The sequence below is a fragment of the Pseudomonas synxantha BG33R genome (assembly GCF_000263715.2).
Taxonomy (GTDB): domain Bacteria; phylum Pseudomonadota; class Gammaproteobacteria; order Pseudomonadales; family Pseudomonadaceae; genus Aquipseudomonas; species Aquipseudomonas synxantha_A.
In genome coordinates, this window is record NZ_CM001514.1 from 1,616,894 (window position 1) to 1,635,502 (window position 18,609).

13 protein-coding genes are annotated in these 18,609 nt (G+C 59.1%); 6 read left to right on the plus strand and 7 right to left on the minus strand.

Annotated features, from left to right (window positions below):
* Positions 1-153: 153 nt before the first annotated feature.
* Positions 154-459, plus strand: coding sequence for a DUF2288 domain-containing protein (locus PSEBG33_RS19730; protein WP_005785840.1), 306 nt, complete (start codon positions 154-156; stop codon positions 457-459).
* Positions 460-718: 259 nt separating this feature from the next.
* The gene (locus PSEBG33_RS19725) at positions 719-4,915 is read left to right on the plus strand and encodes a dermonecrotic toxin domain-containing protein (protein ID WP_005785842.1); all 4,197 of its coding nucleotides are present in this window, start codon (positions 719-721) and stop codon (positions 4,913-4,915) included.
* Positions 4,916-5,195: 280 nt separating this feature from the next.
* Here PSEBG33_RS19725 and PSEBG33_RS19720 read toward each other — a convergent pair whose 3' ends face one another.
* Positions 5,196-7,460: a putative bifunctional diguanylate cyclase/phosphodiesterase gene (locus PSEBG33_RS19720; protein ID WP_005785845.1), complete on the minus strand. Its 2,265-nt coding sequence runs from the start codon at positions 7,458-7,460 to the stop codon at positions 5,196-5,198.
* Positions 7,461-7,598: 138 nt separating this feature from the next.
* On the minus strand, positions 7,599-7,967 hold the full coding sequence (locus tag PSEBG33_RS19715) for a YkgJ family cysteine cluster protein (protein ID WP_032803342.1): 369 nt from the start codon (positions 7,965-7,967) through the stop codon (positions 7,599-7,601).
* Between the two features lie 252 nt (positions 7,968-8,219).
* Between PSEBG33_RS19715 and PSEBG33_RS19710 the strand changes: the two genes are divergently transcribed.
* Positions 8,220-9,566, plus strand: coding sequence for a spinster family MFS transporter (locus PSEBG33_RS19710; RefSeq protein ID WP_005785849.1), 1,347 nt, complete (start codon positions 8,220-8,222; stop codon positions 9,564-9,566).
* A 497-nt stretch (positions 9,567-10,063) separates the two neighbouring features.
* Here PSEBG33_RS19710 and rapA read toward each other — a convergent pair whose 3' ends face one another.
* Positions 10,064-12,910, minus strand: a complete 2,847-nt coding sequence (gene rapA, locus PSEBG33_RS19705) for an RNA polymerase-associated protein RapA (protein WP_005785851.1) — start codon at positions 12,908-12,910, stop codon at positions 10,064-10,066.
* Positions 12,911-13,129: 219 nt separating this feature from the next.
* On the opposite strand from rapA, the gene PSEBG33_RS19700 reads away from it, so the two are divergent.
* Entirely contained in the window at positions 13,130-13,471 is a 342-nt protein-coding gene (locus PSEBG33_RS19700; protein ID WP_005785853.1) for a hypothetical protein, read from the plus strand.
* Here the strand turns inward: PSEBG33_RS19700 and PSEBG33_RS19695 are convergent.
* The 3 genes from PSEBG33_RS19695 to PSEBG33_RS19685 form a co-directional block, all read right to left on the minus strand.
* Positions 13,468-14,649 (minus strand): aminotransferase class V-fold PLP-dependent enzyme, encoded by a 1,182-nt coding sequence (locus tag PSEBG33_RS19695; RefSeq protein WP_005785855.1) that lies wholly within the window; start codon positions 14,647-14,649, stop codon positions 13,468-13,470. The two genes, PSEBG33_RS19700 and PSEBG33_RS19695, sit on opposite strands and share 4 nt — an antisense overlap.
* Positions 14,646-15,116, minus strand: coding sequence for a RidA family protein (locus tag PSEBG33_RS19690; RefSeq protein WP_005785856.1), 471 nt, complete (start codon positions 15,114-15,116; stop codon positions 14,646-14,648). Before PSEBG33_RS19690 ends, PSEBG33_RS19695 begins: the two co-directional genes overlap by 4 nt.
* A 91-nt stretch (positions 15,117-15,207) precedes the next feature.
* Positions 15,208-16,080 (minus strand): LysR substrate-binding domain-containing protein, encoded by an 873-nt coding sequence (locus PSEBG33_RS19685; RefSeq protein WP_005785858.1) that lies wholly within the window; start codon positions 16,078-16,080, stop codon positions 15,208-15,210.
* A gap of 133 nt (positions 16,081-16,213) precedes the next feature.
* Between PSEBG33_RS19685 and PSEBG33_RS29485 the strand changes: the two genes are divergently transcribed.
* Complete coding sequence (locus PSEBG33_RS29485; protein ID WP_005785860.1) at positions 16,214-16,375, plus strand: hypothetical protein; 162 nt, start codon at positions 16,214-16,216, stop codon at positions 16,373-16,375.
* A 143-nt stretch (positions 16,376-16,518) separates the two neighbouring features.
* The gene (ccoM, locus tag PSEBG33_RS29960) at positions 16,519-16,635 is read left to right on the plus strand and encodes a cytochrome c oxidase subunit CcoM (protein WP_019817835.1); all 117 of its coding nucleotides are present in this window, start codon (positions 16,519-16,521) and stop codon (positions 16,633-16,635) included.
* Positions 16,636-16,892: 257 nt separating this feature from the next.
* Here the strand turns inward: ccoM and PSEBG33_RS19675 are convergent, their stop codons facing one another.
* Entirely contained in the window at positions 16,893-18,368 is a 1,476-nt protein-coding gene (locus PSEBG33_RS19675; RefSeq protein ID WP_003189291.1) for an inorganic phosphate transporter, read from the minus strand.
* Positions 18,369-18,609: the final 241 nt, after the last annotated feature.

An 18,609-nucleotide genomic window follows, 5' to 3' on the forward strand; every position in this document is an offset into this window, starting at 1 on the left:
AGAAAAAGACAGAATTGCGGCGGGCTTACACCCGTCTTCAAGGTGTTCCCTGGCTTTCCCGGCCCTTTCAATCGCTACCTCATTTGCTACTGGGTTTTTCTGCCTGAGTCAGAAGGCTATGATTGCGCCGATTTTTTACTCAGGTGAACTCCCATGACGCAAGAACCTAGCACCCTCTATGCCAAGCTGCTCGGTGAAACCGCTGAAATTTCCTGGAAGGAGCTAGAGCCGTTCTTTGCCAAGGGCGCCCTATTGTGGGTCGACGCTGCCCTGGATTTGATCGAGGCGGCCGAGGGAATGGCCGAAGACAACCGTGACAAAGTCGCTGCCTGGCTGGCTTCAGGGAGCCTTGGCGAAGTGTCTGCGACGCGGGCGTTGGACCTTGTTGAGCGTGATCCGAGCCTGTGGGCGGTGGTGGTTTCGCCGTGGATACTGATCCAGGAAAGGGCGCCGTTATGATGCTGCGCACCACATCGGGGCGCTAATTGGCGCCACATAAAGTGTGTAGCCGAGTAGCGTGATGGCTCTTTGCCGTAGAGAAACGTCACACGTAAGGGTGACGTTAACGTCATGGGCACAGTTGTGTGACTGTCGCCAGCTCAGTTTAATTGTTACTGAGTACAACTGAATCGCCGTCGTAAGTATGTGCTGCCTACTCGAACTGACAGCAACGTAATTTTGAGCCCTGAACTATTCAATTTTCAGCAAGGGCTCAACTATGCAACTGGCATCACGATTGTCTTCCACCCCCTCTGCAAGTCTTTGGGCTACGCAGGATAATGACTACAAGGCGCACTACCGGAATCAACTCGAAGGCATCGATAAAAAGCTTCAGGTTCTGCGTGCGCGGCCGAGCTTTTCATCGTTTGTAAACGAGCGAGTGAATGCCATATTCCCCTCGACCGCCAAGCCTTTGGACGCCTCTCGGGTGTTCATTAAAAGCGATTCGAGCGACGCGGCGGTCGAGCAGGATGCCGATCAGGTGCTCCGGCTACTCCCCAGCTTGATGGATGCCGTGGTGAGGCGAATTGTCGATAATCAACCCACCGCGTATGCCAATCGCCGTACCCGCTTTACCTTCGATCGAGACGAGGCGGCCGACCAGGGGTTGCCATCGTCGCTTACCCCAGCTGCATTTGACGCTTTCCTGGATGATCTTGCGGGTTCACTGAAGACCGCCTACAAGACTTGCCTGGATGCGTTCTGGAATAAGGCAGTGACCACAGAAAACCCGCGTTCGCACAAGCAATACGTGGGTTTGGCGCGCAGTTCGCAAATCAGCCTGGAATCGACGTTGCTCAGGGGGGACGGAACGCTGAACTCTAATGGCTTGCTGCTGGTTGAGGCGTTTGTGGCGTATCCCGATGCTGTGGCGCGACAAACAAGACCCAACCGGCCTGTCGGCTACTCCCTGGCGCTGAAGGGCACAACTGCGGACATGCCCTTGCATGGGGCGTTGGTGCTGACGTCCCGGGACCCGTCTGATCCGCCATCAGCTAACGACACCTCACCCGCGGCCCCTGTCGTTCGCCGTGTCGAGCCCAGTGCCAGCGTGGGCATTGTGGTGTTGTTCACACCCAATCGAGGGCTGGAGGCATTCCCTTCTCTGGCGCTTCTGGATCAGGAACTGCATCGTCGTTTAAACACCGACTACGAGTTCGATAGCCTGTTCACACTGCTGGCAAACAAAGATTGTGAACCTGCTACAACCCTGCGTGACACAGTGCCCGCCGCAGGGTGCTTTGCCTATGAGGAGATTTTCGAGTCGGTCTTCAGCACCAGTGTAGCGTCGCAATACGAAAAGCTGATCGAAGACTTCGCATTCGAGGTAAGCCGTTATCAGCAGCGCGGTGTAGACGACGACTTCAGCCAATTGCCGGCCAGCTTGAATTTGGCCACGGACATGCAGCGGCTGTTTGGCGTAAGTGATGTGCTGCTCGCTCGTGAAACAAAGCGCTCCAAGGCTGAACTCGATCAATTTTTAAGTACAGCATCGGAAACGGACAAGCAGGCCTGGGCGACGGCCGTGCGCGACTACTTGAATGAGCTGCAACGTACCGATACAGGGGAGGGCGCGCCCTCGGTTTTACAGTTTGGTGACCACAAAGCATTACTGGCCTACAGCAATGAACAACTGGCGCAGGCGCTGGAGGAACAATATGGCATCAACACGGACCCCTCCGATATCAAGGTCACTATTCGTCGGCCAAACCCTGCACCGGGCATCTACTTTCCCGGTGCCAGGCCTAATCCGCAAGACGGCCAGTCCCACTATTCCATTCAAACAAAAAGCCTGGCCGAGTTGGCGTTGGTCAATGTCGATTATTTCGACGAGGTGTTCGTAGCCAAGTCCCGCTTAAGCCTCTACGGCGAGCCCTATACGGAGTTGACCACGCAGCAAGTCAAGGACCTGGTGCGGGACGTGGATATCGGCGGCTCCTACATTGAGTTTCTCAAAACGCGTTTGCTGACGTCCAGCGAGGCTCGCACGCTCAAGCAGGATTTTGTCAATGTGATGCACAAACAGCTCAGGGTTGATGCCATTGAAGCCAAGATCGCCAAGGATTATTTAGCGCACCCGCAGGACCTTAGTTATCTGTTGGTTAAAAGCGTGCTCGATCAACCCACCGACAACGGTCAGCGGGCAAAGGTCGAGGGTTATAACGTCGTGGTCGCCGCGCTATATGTACGTGACATTCTCGTGAGGGGGGTGTTGGCTTTCATCTCGAAAAAACCAAAGGTCTATACCGTGGTGCTTTACACCCCGCGAGCGAAAGACGGACGGGCATTTCGTGAATTCACCGGTATGACGCAACTGCTTGAGCAATTTATCAATGACGAGGCATGGCGTGACTACCTGTTTGAAAGGATGGACGGCGATGCGCTACCCAGGCTGCGCAACACGCTCAAAAGAGGGATTTTTCGCAGCGAGGTCTCGTTATCGCCCATCAGACTGAACTTTCTCGAGTGGTCTTATGACGTCGAAGCTCGTGCCGCTATCGCCCACGCGGATCGCAAGACCACCAGCACCCATGAGTCGAATGTACGTAGCGTCTGGACCGTTGTTGAAGGGCTGGTGGAACTGGCACTGGCAGTTTTTCCGATCAAAATCACCTTTGTCATCGGCCTGGTGCGCAGCGCAATGTCGTTGAGTGCGGCCCTGGATGCTTTGCAAAATGATGACTCTGTCGGAGCGACACATGAGTTTGTGAGGGCTTTCACGTATGCAGTCGGAGCCTTGGTTGATGGCGCCGTGGGCTTTGCTCCGATACGTCTCACCCCGCCTGTACGCCCGCGATTACCCCACAGCATGGCCCTCAAGGCTGCGCCGAAAGATGTGACTCCTCTGTCCGGATGGGAAAGCAAAGGGATCTACACCCGCCCGGGAAAAGGCTCGACGCCAGGGCAGCATTTTCTCAAGGAGAAGGACCACTGGTACAAGGTCACCTTTGACGAAACCTCGGGGACCGGCACCTGGCGCCTGCAAAGGCCTCGTCAAACGGCTGAATATCAGTATCACCTGCCGCCCCTTGCTCAGAACACTTTGAATGAGTGGGTCATACGCTCGCCAGAGTATGGTTTGAGAGGCGGCTATCACTCACGCATGGCGCGAGATGACCTGATCAGGCTCTACCCCGACCTGGATGCGCAACAGGCTGCCAGGGTGTTGGACTCATTTGATTTCCCCGCTGGCCGTGAAAGGGCTATGGAACTTCGTTTCGTCCGGGATTTGGGAGACGGCTCGACGCAGTGGGACTCCATCGGTTTGCGGGATATTCCCCATGAGTTTCGTCAGTACCTTAATTCGGTAACGACCCTTGATCAGGTCAGGCTACGGTTGCAAGGTATTGATCAAGCGGCGCACTCGGTTCCTGTTGCCATGCCTGTGGCGCGTCCGAGTGTCATTGTGACCCACCAGTGGAAATCCTGGGGCCAGCAAATTCAAGCCGGGTTGTTGAAACAAGTGCACGACACCTACGATGTTTTTGAGTACAAACCCGTTTTCACGGAGGGGGCAGGTTGGTCTCAGGTTGAAGGTACCTTCATTAAGTTAGATGATCGTTTTTATCGGACCACCTTTGATGGGCGCGTGTACGAGACGGTAGTCGGTGTTCGAAACCCGAACATTTCGTATAACGATTTTGATAGTTTCGAGTTGATGTTGCGAAACAATCCTGGCGAACAGCCTATGATCGCAACCTACAACACCAGTACGCGGGCCTGGCACGTCCTGGAGCGGCGGCCTTTTGAAAAGACAATTGCTGCTTACGTTCAGGACGCGTTTCCAGAAATGACATCTACCAGCCAAACTCAAGTTGCCAGGGCTGTGTTCAATCTCTACCAGAAGGATTTCAAGTTCGTGGACATGCTACGTGTATGGCGCACGGGCCAATCGCAAGTAAGTGACCCTCTGTCACTGCTTGGGCTGACTCACCCTACGAGAGGTGCGAATCGCAGATTGCCTATCAGTCGAGCTCATAAGGGGACTCAACCAAAAGTCTGGCGCCGCTTGGATTTCGAGCCTGACAGTTTTCATCCTTATTACCATCAAGCCGTCACTCGCCAGGGACCGGTCACACTCCGGGCGCTTATGGTCGAAGTCATGAGCAGGGTCGCACGTGCTGAGTTTCTTGATTCGACAGAAGATGGTACTGCGCTTTTGTTCAGGCGGGTCGGGGACGATACGCTGTATTGTCTGCATCCCGTGGACGTGACAGAGCCTTTCATCACAGGACAGGTGGAGAGATTCAGCGTACCTCAAGATTACTTCAGCTTCCCTAACAGGAGCGGACTCGTCGGTTCAGCGCTGAGAGAGAACAAATTGATAAACTTGGTCGGAGGGGTTCAGCACAATCGGCACGGGGTACAGCCTCCTCAGCTGTTCATTATAAAGTTGGACGTTTCTCTCTACTGAATAACGGCGCGACTGTTTGGTCTTGATGCCGCGAGGGTCAAACAGATACGAGATGAATCATCTTCCAGTCGGGGCTGGATGGCCAGCGGGCGCTGCTCATGGGGCGACAAGACGTCGCAGGTCTAGGAGGCAGCGCTATTTTTGGAGGTCGTTGGGCGCGATGTGCCGGGACGCTCGGTTCTAACCCTGTTTTTTAAAAGGACCCCTCGTCGGACTCTGGTGAGTCGGCCGTTCGTCGGGGGCTTTTCGTCAAATGATGGCTAAGGCCAAAGCTTCGGCGTCAGCGAATTGGCCTGACGATGGCCGGCGGGCCGATACGGCCTGCGGCGGGTTCTTTGGGGGCAGCGGCCTCTTTATTGCCTTCCACGCTGAAGGGGTAGAGCGGATTGCGCATCGCAATGCCTTGCATCACACCGATGATGTCGTTGAACGGCACCGCCGGGCTGAGCAGGTAACCCTGGATGAAGTCACAGTCGTGCTTGAGCAATAGCTCAAACTGCGCCTGTGTTTCCACGCCTTCGGTCACCACCTGCAAGTGCAGGGTGTGGGCCATGCCGATAATCGCCTGGACGATTTCGCTGTCTGCGGTGGATTTGGGGATGTCCTGGATAAACGAGCGATCAATCTTCAAGGTGTTAAGCGGCAGGCGCTTGAGATAGGCCAGGGATGAGTAGCCGGTGCCGAAATCATCGATCGCCAGGGAGACCCCCAGGGCACGGATTTGCCGCAACAGCGCCAGGGTGCTGCTGATATTGCCCATCAGCGCATTTTCGGTGACTTCCAGTTCCAGGCGGTTGGCCGCCACGCCGGCAAAGCGCAGGGCGTCTTCGATTTCATCGGCCAGCTCGTCCCGCGCCAGGTTCAGGGCCGAGCAGTTCACGGCCATGGTCAACTCGGTGTAGCCCCGGTCAGACAACAGGCTCAGGTCGTGACAGGCCTGGCGCAATACCCAGTGGTCCAACTCGGCGATCAGCCCATTGTTCTCGGCGATGCCGATAAACCGGTCCGGGGCCAGCAACCCATGCTGGGGGTGTTGCCAGCGCACCAGTGCCTCAAGGCGCGTGACCTTGCCCAGTTTCATGTCGAAGATTGGTTGATAGAACAGCACCAGTTCGGTGCGTGCGCGCAATGCGGCACGAAGCTCCTCTTCCAGTTGCAGTTCCAGGGAGGCACGGGTTTTCAGGTTGGAGCTGAAGAAGTTCAGGCTGTTGCGCCCGGTGTCCTTGGATTGGTACAGCGCCAGGTCGGCGGTCTTCAGCAGTTCTTCGCAGGTTTGGCCATCGTCGGGGAACAGGCTGATACCGATGCTGGTAGTCATCACCATGCGGCGGCCGGCCAGTTCGATGGGTTCTTTCATTTTCTGCATGATGCGCTGGGCCATGTGCCGCGCTTCGTCGCGGTGATGGATATTGATCAGGATGCAGAACTCATCGCCGCCAAACCGTGCGACCACATCCTCACGGCTACGTATCGAGCCCTTGATATGCCCGGCCAGCACCGTGAGCAACTGGTCACCAGCGTCATGGCCGAGGCTGTCATTGATGCGCTTGAAGTGGTCAATGTCGAGGAAGATCACCGCCATCATGCCTTGGCTTCGGGTTTTTTCTGCAACTTTCTCCGCGAAGATCTGATTGAAACCACGGCGGTTGAGCAAGTTGGTCAACGCGTCAAAATGGGCCACTTGTTGCAGTGAGGCGCGGGCCTGGTCGAGTTCGCTGAGCAGCGCATTGACGCGGCGCAGGTCACGCTCCTTGTGCTGCAGTTTTTTGTCTGCCAGGGCTGCGCTGACACCGCTGCCGATCACCAAGAGGGTAATCACCGCCACCGACAGGCCCAGTTGAATCGGATTGTTGTCCACCGGCAACGACAGGTCCGCGCCGCTGGGTACCAGCATTTGCATGGCCGCCATGCCGGTGAAGTGCATGCTCAGGATCCCCGCGCCAAGAACCAGGCTGGCGGCGTACTTGAGCAGTTGGTGAAACACCCCGGCACCGTTGCGCAGGTAACTGGACAGCAGCAACGCCGCAAGGCTGGCAACGATGGCAATCGCCACCGAGGCCATGAACAACTGCGATTCAAAGTACACCTGCGCCTGGGAGCGCATCGCCGCCATGCCCACGTAATGCATCAGCGCGATGCCCAGCCCCATCCATATCGAAGCCAGCAGGTATTGGTGCACACGCAGATGGGCATGACTGAGGGTTTTCATGGCGAACAGCGAGGCGATCAGGGCGATCAACAGCGAGGCAAACGTCGTGAGTAATTCGTAATGAATGGCGATCGGGGCCTGGAACGCCAGCATACTGATGAAGTGGGTCGACCAGATCCCGCCCGCCAGGCAGCCCGCTCCCAGCCAGCGCCAGTGGCGGCGAGCGGTGGGGTCTTCTACATGGCCGACGCGTTCGGCCATGTCCAGCGTGCCGAACCCCGCTGCGCAGGCAACCAGATACGCCAGTAGCACCAGAAAGGGGTTATGGCTGCAATTGAGCAATAAATGCCCGGTGTCTGGAAGGTCGGTGAAAAAATGCTGGCCCAGCCATTCCATAGCGTATCCCGTCATAGAGCCACGTCACTGCCAGAGGCGATGACCTACCATGTCGAGTATAGAAGCCTCATGGAATTTGCCATGGGTAATGGCATTTTGATCTCAATTAATTTGTCATGCTGTGCATAGCGTTTGGTGCTAAGCGCTGATGGGCAGGTCCAGTTCAAACGGCGGAGCTTGCAAAGGGGCCAGGCCGAAGGCAGCACGGGCAGCATCGCAATCAACGTTCTGTACACCCTGGCTCCAGGAAGCATCGAACTCGCGACACGGGCTCGAACGCTGTGCATAGATCGAGCAACTGGTGCTTTTGCCCACTTCGCCCTCAAGGCTGCAACAGCGCGCAGGCTTTTGATCGGTACCGATCATTGCCACCCGGGTCGGGTTGATCTGCACCACCAGATCATCGGGCACCGTGCCCCCGGATGAGGCGCACTCACCCCAAAAGAAAGACACGCGAAAGTGTGAACAGCAGGCACCGCAATTCAGACACGGACTGGCTTCGGACATGGGCGTCATCAATAAGAAAGTAGGTTGGGGGTGTTACAGGAAGGCTCGCCATTCTATCCGTGCCATGGCCGTTGGGAAGGGGGAGGCGCACTTATATTTTTGTGGGACAAATCCCCGTGTTACCGGGTGAAATCATGCCCTATCAGCTTTACGAATCATTACAGACAACCGCGCCTCAGCTGACTATGTTGCAGGTACCGGGCAGGATGCATCGGGCATCGTAGCGCTCATAACAATAAAAGAGACGGACCCATGCAGAACTCGACCCAAGCGGCGAATGCCTGGCGCATTCTGTTCCTGCTGTTCCTGGCCAACCTGTTCAACTTCTTCGATCGCACCATCCCCGCGATCATCATCGAGCCGATCCGCATGGAATGGCACCTGAGCGACTTTCAGCTCGGTATCATCGGCACCGCCTTTACCATTGTCTACGCCATTGCCGGGCTGCCGCTCGGGCGACTGGCCGACACCGGCTCGCGCAGCAAATTGATGGGCTGGGGCCTGTTCGCCTGGAGCGGGCTGACGGCGGTCAATGGCATGGTCGGGAGTTTCTGGACCTTCCTGTTGGTGCGTATGGGCATCGGCATCGGGGAAGCCAGCTATGCACCGGCGGCCAATTCACTGATCGGCGACCTGTTCCCCGCCCATCGCCGCGCCCGGGCCATGGGGATTTTCATGCTCGGCCTGCCGTTGGGGCTGCTGCTGGCGTTTTTCACCATTGGCGCGATGGTCAAGGCGTTTGATAGCTGGCGTGCCCCGTTCTTTATCGCCGCCGTGCCCGGAATGATCCTGGCGGTGTTCATGTTCTATATCAAAGAGCCTAAGCGCGGCGCGGCGGAAACCGTGCAAGTGTCCCAGGAGCGTGTAGACCGCCCGATCCGCCGCGTACTGGCGGTGCCGACCTTCCTGTGGCTGGTGCTGGCCGGGTTGTGCTTTAACTTTGCCACGTATGCGTGCAACTCGTTCCTGGTGCCGATGCTGCAACGCTATTTCCTCCTGCCGTTGCAGGACGCTGCCGTCGCCACCGGTGTGATCGTCGGCTTGACCGGCCTGGTGGGCTTGACCCTGGGTGGCTGGATTGCCGACAAGATCCATCAGCGGGTCGCCAACGGCCGTCTGCTGTTTGCTGCGTGCAGCTTGATCATCTCCACGGTGACTACCGCCTGGGCCTTGCATGCCGGGCGTATCGAGATAGGCGTGTTTGTCGCGCTGTTCAGTGTGGGCTGGCTGTTTGCCTATAATTTCTATACCTGCGTGTATACCGCGATCCAGGACGTGGTCGAACCGCGCCTGCGTGCCACGGCCATGGCGCTATTCTTTGCAGGCCTGTATTTGCTCGGCGGTGGCATGGGGCCGGTGGTGGTCGGGGCGCTGTCCGATCACTTTGCCCATTCGGCGATGTATGCGGCCGGGGCAGAGCAAATGACTGAGGCTTATAAAGCCGTGGGGTTGCATGACGCCATGTACCTGATTCCGGTGGCGCTGTTCTTGACCATGCTGTTTCTGTTTCAGGCCTCGCGCAGTTTTGTACGTGATGCCAAGAAGATGAAGGAGGGGTTGAGTGCGGTTGAGGTGCCGGCGGCTGCCGCTACAGCTTGAGACCGCGGTGACCCTATCGACTTGCTCCCGATGGCGGCCTCAGGGCCGACCAGGATGTTGGATCAGACCGAGTACATATCCGTTGTTTGGGTAACGGCCGCTATTGGTTCCGCCCTTACGGCGGCTCACTTTTGAAAAGCCGGAATGCCGGCCCAGTCAAAAGTAAGCAAAACGCTCTTGCCCCACCACTCGGCACCTCGCCTAGGCTCGGTGTGCCCGTAATCCGCCAGTGATTTGGGGGGCCGCCGCCACGCGCCATCCATGGCGCGGGGCGGCTAAACCGGCATCCCTGCCGGTTTACCCCCCAAATCCCTGTCGAATTCCGGCCAGCGTGGTTTAACGGGGCGCCTAAGATCAAGATCAAGAGCAGCTCGCTTCGCATCGTGGTTACCGTAGGGGCTGCGAACTGAAGTTGTGTAGATACCCATGCCCCGATGAGGCCCTGAAGACAAATAAAAAGGCCCGCATTGCGCGGGCCTTCTACTGACAGCGAATGATCAGCCCGCCACCAACACCCGAATCGCTTCCAGTCGCAGCGCCGCCTTGTCGAGCATGGCCAGGCCTTGCTCGCGCTGATTGCGCAGGGCAACCAGCTCGCTGTCACGCACGGTGGGGTTGACCGCTTGCAATGCGGTCAGGCGCGCCAGTTCTTCATCGGTGTCTGCGGCCAGGCGGCGCTTGGCTTCGGCCACACGCTCGGCGTGACGCGGGGCGATCTTCTCTTCACCGGCGTTGATGCGCGGTGTGAGCTGATCGCGCTGGGCCTGCACGAACTTGTTGGCGCTGGCTCGCGGTACGCTTTCCAGTTGGTCGTTCAAGGTCACGAACGACACGCGGCCCGACAGGTCGTTGCCATTGGCATCCAGCAGGCAGCGCAGGGCGGCCGGTGGCAGGTAACGGCCCAGTTGCAGCGAGCGCGGGGCAACCACTTCGCTGACATAGAGCAGTTCCAGCAGCACAGTGCCCGGCTTGAGCGCCTTGTTCTTGATCAACGCCACGGCGGTGTTGCCCATGGAACCGGACAGCACCAGGTCCATGCCGCCTTGCACCATCGGGTGTTCCCAGGTGATGAACTGCATGTCTTCACGCGACAGCGCCTGGTTACGGTCGTAGGTGATGGTTACACCTTCGTCGTCGCCCAGGGGGAAGCTGGCGTCGAGCATTTTTTCGCTGGGTTTCAAGATCAGCGCGTTTTCCGAATGGTCTTCGCTGTCGATGCCGAAGGCGTCGAACAGGGTTTCCATATAGATCGGCAGGGCGAACTGGTCGTCTTGCTCAAGGATGTCCTCGACCAGCGCATCGCCTTCACCGGCGCCGCCGGAGTTGAGTTCCAGCAAGCGGTCACGACCGGTGTGCAGCTCTTGTTCCAGGCGCTCGCGCTCGGCACGGGCTTCGTCGATCAAGGCTTGCCACTCGCCGTCGTCGGCGGCTTCGAGCAATGGCAGCAGGCGCGGGCCGAACTGATGCTGCAAGGCGTTGCCGGTCGGGCAGGTGTTGAGGAAGGCGTTGAGCGCTTCGTGGTACCACTGGAACAGGCGCTGTTGCGGGCTGGTTTCCAGGTACGGTACGTGCAGTTCGATCACGTGTTTCTGGCCGATCCGGTCCAGACGGCCGATACGCTGTTCCAGCAGGTCGGGGTGGGACGGCAGGTCGAACAGCACCAGGTGGTGGGAGAATTGGAAGTTGCGGCCTTCACTGCCGATTTCCGAACAGATCAGCACCTGGGCGCCGAACTCTTCATCGGCAAAGTAAGCGGCGGCGCGGTCACGCTCGAGGATGTTCATGCCCTCATGGAACACCGTGGCCGGGATGCCGGAGCGCACGCGCAGGGCGTCTTCCAGGTCCATGGCGGTTTCGGCGTGGGCGCAGATCACCAGGACCTTGGTGCGCTTGAGCATTTTCAGCTGATCGATCAGCCACTCGACACGCGGGTCGAAGCGCCACCAGCGGTGTTCTTCCTCGATATCCGGTTGTGCCTGGAAGCTGACTTCCGGGTACAGCTCGGCGTGTTCGCCCAAAGGCAGTTCGAGGTATTCATCCGGGTTTGGCAGCGGGTAGGCGTGCAGCTTGCGCTCGGGGAAGCCTTGCACGGCAGCGCGGGTGTTGCGGAACAGTACGCGGCCGGTACCGTGGCGGTCCAGCAGTTCACGTACCAGGCGTGCACTGGCCTCGGTGTCGCCATCGTTGACGGCGGTGAGCAGGGCTTCGCCTTCGTCGCCGAGGAAGCCTTGAATGGTCTTGTGTGCGGTCGGCGACAGGCGGCCCTTGTCCAGCAGCTCCTGCACGGCTTCGGCCACCGGGCGATAGTTTTCGCTCTCGGCGCGGAAGGCTTGCAGGTCGTGGAAGCGGTTCGGGTCCAGCAGGCGCAGGCGCGCAAAGTGGCTGTCCTGGCCCAGTTGTTCCGGGGTGGCGGTGAGCAACAGCACGCCTGGGATTACTTCAGCCAGTTGTTCGACCAGCGAGTACTCGGCGCTGGCCTTGTCTTCATGCCACACCAGGTGGTGCGCTTCGTCGACCACCAGCAAGTCCCAGCCGGCGGCGAACAGCGCGTCCTGGGCCTTCTCGTCGTCCACCAGCCATTCCAGCGCAACGAGTGCAAGCTGGGTGTCTTCGAACGGGTTGGTGGCATCGCTTTCGATAAAGCGTTCTTCGTCGAACAGCGCGACCTGCAGGTTGAAGCGGCGGCGCATTTCCACCAGCCACTGGTGCTGCAGGTTTTCCGGGACCAGGATCAGCACGCGGCTGGCGCGGCCCGAGAGCAGTTGGCGATGGATCACAAGGCCCGCTTCGATGGTCTTGCCCAGGCCCACTTCGTCAGCCAGCAAGACCCGCGGCGCGATACGGTCAGCGACTTCACGGGCGATGTGCAGTTGGTGCGCAATAGGTTGTGCACGCACACCGCCCAGGCCCCACAACGAGGACTGCAACTGGCGGCTGGTGTGTTCCAGCGTGTGGTAGCGCAGCGAGAACCACGCCAGCGGATCGATCTGCCCGGCGAAGAGACGGTCGCTGGCCAGGCGGAACTGGATGAAGTTGGACAGTTGGGTTTCCGGCAGGGTGACCTGCTCGTTCTGCCCATTGAGGCCGTGGTAGACCAGCAGGCCGTCGACGTCGTCGACTTCCTGTACGGTCATTTTCCAGCCTTCGAAATGGGTGATGGTGTCACCCGGCGAAAACCTCACACGAGTGAGGGGCGCATTCCGTAGCGCATACTGGCGGGTGTCGCCAGTGGCCGGATAGAGCACGGTCAACAAGCGCCCGTCCTGTGCCAGAACGGTGCCTAACCCCAGCTCTGCTTCGCTGTCACTAATCCAGCGTTGCCCCGGTTGATACTGCTGCGCCATGCTGCCTGACTCCCGCCGTGAAAAAGCCGACTATCTTAACGGAACAAGCCCTTGCGCCCAAGGACTCTGACAAAAACTACTCCGTTTGGCCGGCGGGCAGAGTGCTGAATCGACGGGTGGCGGGCACTTGCGAGTGTCGACTGAGTCACAGCTTGGCGAGCCTGCGCTCAAGTCGCCCTGCAACCCGCCGACAGCCTGTTGATCAGGAGAATAACTATCATGCTGCCACCCATGCTGCCCGTCAGTGTTGTGCCGGTCACGTCGCAACTCGATCCGGCACGCCAGAAGCCGGATATTCCGCCGGTGGTGCCCGTTCAACCGGGCTCCAGCGAGAGCACGATCGACCTGAAAAAAGGCGATGCCGAGCAATCGACCTTTCTGTTGCGCGAAGAGCAGCGTCGTCAGCAGGAGCAGCACAAGCGTCGGCGCGAAGCCGACGATGACGTCGAGCAGCATTTGCCTATCCCCGGCGACTTGCTCAATGCTGACAACACGGTGCCCGTGGCGCCGCTGATCGAAGACGCGCCGCGCCAGGGCTTGTGGGTGGACATCGAGGTTTAAGCGTTCAATTCATGCAGGGCCTTGATCAACAGTTCGATATCGTCATCGGTGTTGAGTGGGCTGACGGAGAGGCGCGCAATGCTGCGCACCCCACGTGCTTGCATATCCAGCGGCGTATAGGCCACGCCGTTGGCACCGATGTTGATGCGCTTTAACCCCAAGCGCCGCTTGAGTTCAAAACTATCCCAGCCGGCCAGGTTGAAAGCGATCAAGCCCGAATGTTCATTGCCCAGGTCATGCAGGCTAATCCCAGGTATCTGATGCAGCGCTTCGCGGATTCGGGCGCTGGTCTGCGAGACCCTTTCCCACACCCGCTCGATCCCCAGTCGATTGATCTCTTGCAGTGCATTGCCCAAGCCCGCCAGCAGGGCGACGGACACTTCGCTGGTTTCGAAGCGCCGGGCGTCGTTGCGCAGGTCGAAGCCGTCGGTGGTCCAGGGCGCCGAAAACACGTCGCGTTGCGCCGGGTTCAGTTGCCCAGGAAAATCCGGCCTGACATACAGCAGTGCAGTACCGCGCGGGCCGCGCAGGTGTTTGCGGCCGGCGGATTTGAGCACGTCGCACTGCAACGCTTGCACATCCACCGGTAATTGGCCGACGGCTTGGCCTGCGTCGATAAAGTAGGGGATGGCGTGCCGACGAGCCACTTCGCCGATGGCCTGGGCCGGGTTGATCAGGCCGCCGTTGGCCGGCAGCCAGGCAAGGTCGATCAGCTTCACGTGGGCGTCGAGCATCGCTTCCAGGGCTACCGGGCAAACCGCGCCGGTGGCATCACAGGGGATGACTTCCACGCGCGCGCCCGCTTGCACGGCCAACTCCATGCTCGCCAGGTTGCCGCCCCATTCATGGCGCCCCACCAGGATGCGGTCGCCCGGCCGCCAGGGTCCCAGCGCCTGGAACGCCATGCTCCAGGCCGTTGAGCCACTGCTGGCGAAGGCGATCGAGGAGGGCGGTGCATTGAGCAGTTGCCCGGCGGCGCGGCGGGCGTTTTCCACCAGCACGGCGCCCTGTTCGCCAGCTTCCATCGGGCCGTTGCGGGCTTCGTGTTGCAACTGTTCGATGATGGCGTCCAGCGTCGCCTGGCTGGGCAAGGACGCCCCGGCATGGTTGAAGTGCACAAGGCCCGACTGGCAACCGGGCGTGGCCTCCCGCAGTTGTTGGACGTCCAGCGGGCTCATGGCTGCAGCTCGAAAATGGCATCCACCTCCACGGCGACGCCAGCCGGCAAGCTGCTGACGCCTACGGCGGTGCGTACGTGCCGGCCTTTGTCGCCGAGGGCGTTGACCAGCAGGTTCGAGGCGCCATTGGCGACCACGCTCTGGCGTTGGAAATCAGCGTTGCTGGCGATGAAGACGCCCAGACGCAGGATGCGCACCACGCGCGACAGGTCATCGCCCAGCGCGTCGCTCAATTGCCCCAGCAGGCCCAGCGCCGCCAGTTCCGCCGCCTGGGCGCCTTCTTCATCGCTGAGGGAATCGCCCAGCCGGCCTATGTAGGCGGGTTTGCCATCGAGTATGGGAATTTGCCCGGAAATGAACAGCTGGTGTTGGCTGACGACATGGTTGATGTAATTGGCAGCCGGTTGACTGGGTGTGGGCAGTGTCAGGCCGAGTGTGTGTACGCGTTGGCGAATGGAATCGGTCATGCTGAAAACCTCTGGGTTCAGGAGGTTTGAGCATGTTGGCTGTTGCGATGGACGACAAACGGATAGATCTCAATCGACGTATCGAAAAAACTCACCCATCCGCACACAGGTGCTTCAACCACTGGCTGAAGCATTCGGCTGCTTCGCCGAGTGGGCCCTGGGGAGTGATCAGCCAATAGCCGATTTCGCTGTGATAGGGCGGCCAGTCAAAGGCCTCCACCAGGCTGCCGTCCTGAAGCCTGCGTTCGATCAGGCGATGGCGGCCCATGGCGATACCTTGGCCGGCCACGGTAGCCTCGACCACGATGTTGTAGTCATGCAGCATCACCCTGGGGTGGTGATCGAGGTTGACCTGGTAATGGGCGGCCCAATCCGTCCACTCGAAAGGACGGTGCGAGGTCGCCATCAGTAGGGGGGCTTTGGTTACCTGGCTGGCCTTGAACGCGGGGCTGCACACGGGTGACAAGGTTTCGGCCATCAGGCGCGTGGCCTGCACGTCGGGCCAATCGCCCTTGCCGTAACGGATGGCCAGGTCAACTTCGGCCGTGGCGACATTGGCCAGTTGAATCGCGGGCAGCAACTCCACCTGGATGTGCGGGTAGCGCTGTAGAAACTCGGCCAGACGCGGTGCCAGCCATAGCGTGGCGAAAGACGCCAATACGCCGATGCGCAACACGCTGGTGCTGGGTACACCCCGTTGGCTGCGTGTCGCTGTAGCGATGGCGTCTAGGGCTGGGCGGATTTGGTCGTAGTAATGTTGCCCGGCCAAGGTCAGATCAATCGCACGGGTACGCCGGATAAACAGCGGCTTGCCCAAATGCTGTTCAAGCTTATGCACCTGGTGGCTCAGCGCACTTTGGGTCACCGACAATTCGCCCGCTGCCTTGATAAAGCTCAAGTGCCGCGCCACGGCCTCGAAGGCGCGCAGGGCCAATAGCGGTGGAAGGTCGTTGTGCAAGGCCACCGGATGGCGCCTCCTGGGTAAGGGGGAAAGTGCCGATTTTGGTCGATGACCTGCATTTTGTCGCCCGCTGATTTGCCGTTGGGCGGGGCAGGCCGCATTATTGGGCCATTCCCGCCACGACGTAAGCCAAGCCATGAGTGATGACGACAAGCTGATCGACCTGAATGCCGAACGCGCCAAGCGCGTGCACGACCTCAATGACAAACGCTTGAATGAAGTGCGCCAAGCCTTTGAACAAGCCATGCCCTTGGGCAAACCCAAGAAGAAGTCGAAGAACAAACCGAAAAAGCGTTGAAACCGCCTGCATCTGTTGATGCAGGTCAGTTATTACCCTTCTTTACGCCCCGTTGCGGGCGACATTGATCCTGGTCAATTTCCCACTGCGCCTTCTCCCTTAACTTAGCCCTATCGCAACAGGGCACGTGCAGGAGGCCGGTCATGTTTTTCGATAATGTGGTTTTTGCCGGAGTGCTGACTGTCAGCCTCATGGTGCTGTTTTTTGTAGGGTTTGGATTTTTTATCTGGAAAGACGCGAACAAGCGTAAAAAACCTTAAGTCTTTCCGGGTTACATGGGCACGCAAGGCATTTTGGGCGACTTCGGTCGCCCTTTTTTTTTGGCTGTCAATTGATGGCAGAAGGTAAAAAAATGTGGGAGGCGTGCCTGCGATCGCGGTGGGTCAGCTCATATATTCATCAACTGTTACTGCGCAATCGCAGGCAAGCCAGCTCCCACAGGTGGACGGCGGTGCGCTTGGATATAAAAAAAGGTGCGACCCTCGCGGATCGCACCTTTTTTATGGCCGGCCGGCTATCAGTTGCCCAATGCCTTGGACGCCAGCCAGAACAACCCGGCCGACAGGCCGACGGTTGCTGGCAGGGTCAATACCCAGGCCATCAGGATGGTCTTGACGGTGCCGCCTTGCAGGCCGCTCTTGTTGGCAACCATGGTACCTGCCACACCGGAAGACAGCACGTGCGTGGTGGACACCGGCAGGGCGAAGATGTTGGCGAAGCCGATCATGGTCGCGGTGGTGATTTGCGCCGACATGCCCTGGGCATAGGTCATGCCCTGCTTGCCGATCTTCTCGCCAATGGTCAGTACCACGCGCTTCCAACCCACCATGGTGCCCAGGCCCAGGGCCAGTGCAACCGCGAGGATCACCCAGAACGGGGCGTACTCGGTGGTGGCGGTCAGGTCTTTGCGCAGCTTGTCGAGGTCGGATTTCTCACGGGAATCCAGCCCAGGCAGCTTGCCGACTTTCTTCGCGGTGTCGTCCAGGCAGAGCAGGTAGCGACGCACTTCGATGCGATGATCTGCGGTCAGCGAGTGGTAGTCCGAGACGCCCTTGAGGGTGCCCAGCAGCGCGTTGATCGTCGGCTCGGTCTGCTGCGGGTTGCAGCGGAATTTGCCCGGCAGATCATCCTTCACGCTTTTGCCCAGGGCCAGGAACTCGCCGAGGGTCTCGTGGTTGCGCTGGTAGAACTGGTTCAGGTGCAGGGTTGCGTCACGGGTACGCTCAATCTGGTAGGTGGTGCTGCCCAGGTCCAATACGAACTGCGCCGGCACGATACCGATCAGCACCAGCATGATCAGGCCGATGCCTTTCTGACCATCGTTGGAGCCGTGCACGAAGCTCACGGCCATGGCCGAGATCACCAGAACCAGGCGGTTCCAGAACGGCGGGTGCTTCTTGTCGTCGAGCTTGCGGCGCTGGTCCGGGGTCTTGTGCATCTTCGACAGCGGGCGCCACCACTTCAGGCCGATCAGCACCAGGGCTGCGACCAGGAAGCCGGCCATCGGCGAGAACACCAGGGATGCACCGATATCCACAGCCTTCTGCCAGTTCACACCGTCAGCCAGGGGGATGTCGTTGATCAGGGCGTTGGCCAGGCCGACACCGAGGATCGAGCCGATCAGGGTGTGGGAGCTGGAGGCGGGAATACCGAAGTACCAGGTGCCCAGGTTCCAGGTGATCGCCGCCGCCAATAACGAGAAGACCATCGCCAGGCCATGGCCGGTGTTCACATTGATCAGCAACTCCACCGGCAGCAAATGCACGATGGCGTAGGCGACACCGACACCACCGAGCAACACGCCGAGGAAATTGAAGACCCCGGAGAAGAACACGGCCAGGTGTGGCGGCATGGCTTTGGTATAGATGACTGTGGCCACCGCGTTAGCGGTGTCATGAAAGCCATTGATGAACTCGAAGGCGAGGACAAAGGCCAGGGCGAGCAGCAGGCTCACTAGAACCCAAGCATCCAGTCCGCTGAATAAATCGATCATGAAGGTTTTCTGACCCGGTCGTAAGGGGGCGCGATTATGCCAGAAAACATCGGTAATCGATGCATTAGCTGCTCATCGGTAACAATCTTCGTCGCACAAGCCCGGGCAAAACGGACGCATCCCAGGGTTTTCGGGGCTTTGGCAAGTCTTTGATTTATAAAGCGCAGGCCGCAAAAGGCCGGCATTTGTCATGAAAACGTCATGCCTGAAACATTTGTATGAAATTTCGTGCGCGGCTGTA

Excerpts from the sequence above, each read along its gene's own strand:
- PSEBG33_RS19725 (WP_005785842.1), top strand. The coding sequence starts at position 719 with ATGCAACTGGCATCACGATTGTCTTCCACCCCCTCTGCAAGTCTTTGG.
- ccoM (WP_019817835.1), top strand. The coding sequence starts at position 16,519 with ATGTTTTTCGATAATGTGGTTTTTGCCGGAGTGCTGACTGTCAGCCTC.
- PSEBG33_RS19715 (WP_032803342.1), bottom strand. The coding sequence starts at position 7,967 with ATGTCCGAAGCCAGTCCGTGTCTGAATTGCGGTGCCTGCTGTTCACAC.
- PSEBG33_RS19690 (WP_005785856.1), bottom strand. The coding sequence starts at position 15,116 with ATGACCGATTCCATTCGCCAACGCGTACACACACTCGGCCTGACACTG.
- PSEBG33_RS19675 (WP_003189291.1), bottom strand. The coding sequence starts at position 18,368 with ATGATCGATTTATTCAGCGGACTGGATGCTTGGGTTCTAGTGAGCCTG.
- PSEBG33_RS19710 (WP_005785849.1), top strand. The coding sequence starts at position 8,220 with ATGCAGAACTCGACCCAAGCGGCGAATGCCTGGCGCATTCTGTTCCTG.
- PSEBG33_RS19730 (WP_005785840.1), top strand. The coding sequence starts at position 154 with ATGACGCAAGAACCTAGCACCCTCTATGCCAAGCTGCTCGGTGAAACC.
- PSEBG33_RS19700 (WP_005785853.1), top strand. The coding sequence starts at position 13,130 with ATGCTGCCACCCATGCTGCCCGTCAGTGTTGTGCCGGTCACGTCGCAA.
- PSEBG33_RS29485 (WP_005785860.1), top strand. The coding sequence starts at position 16,214 with ATGAGTGATGACGACAAGCTGATCGACCTGAATGCCGAACGCGCCAAG.
- rapA (WP_005785851.1), bottom strand. The coding sequence starts at position 12,910 with ATGGCGCAGCAGTATCAACCGGGGCAACGCTGGATTAGTGACAGCGAA.
- PSEBG33_RS19695 (WP_005785855.1), bottom strand. The coding sequence starts at position 14,649 with ATGAGCCCGCTGGACGTCCAACAACTGCGGGAGGCCACGCCCGGTTGC.
- PSEBG33_RS19720 (WP_005785845.1), bottom strand. The coding sequence starts at position 7,460 with ATGGAATGGCTGGGCCAGCATTTTTTCACCGACCTTCCAGACACCGGG.